Raw genomic sequence first — 529 nt, 5'->3', positions numbered from 1 at the left:
GCGCCTCTGCCACCTGCATGAAACAATTGACCATCACTTGAGGACGATGTGCCGTCTCCCCAGAGTGACGCCAGGGGCAGCCCACGATGGGCTGCAACCATACGGCCAAGGGCTTCGGCGTATCCGGTCTCGCTGATATGCCAGTCATGCAGATGCGCCAACTGGCGCAGGGTGGCACCCTGACAGGTCTCGGCCATGCGTGTCAGACCAAGATTAATGCCATCCGCCAGGATCACCGTCAGCAGGGCGCTTTTGTCATCCGCGACACGGCTGGAGCGGCGATGGGCAAAGCAGTCGGTGAAACCGGTCCAGCGATCCACTTCCAGCAGAAGATCAGTAATCTTGATCCGTGGCATCCGGTCGTAAGCCGCCCGCCTCAACTCTTCCACAGCAGGGGGTGTGATTGCTTTCAGAGGCGAAATCACAAGACCATGTGCATCAAGCCGGACCTGTGACAACTCGCCCTTCCTGGCAAGAGCCGTCACCCGGTTCAGCGCGGTTTCCAGCACTGCACGCCGTTGAGAAAGGA

The 529-nt window shown here is 59.7% G+C and carries 1 protein-coding gene; it reads right to left on the bottom strand.

The window, feature by feature from the left end:
- Positions 1-529: Tn3 family transposase (locus tag OQZ28_RS17660; protein ID WP_458136710.1), on the bottom strand; the 529-nt coding region annotated here is incomplete at both ends.

Source organism: Komagataeibacter sp. NFXK3, assembly GCF_054182245.1.
This window is presented reverse-complemented; position numbering and strand designations above follow the sequence as displayed.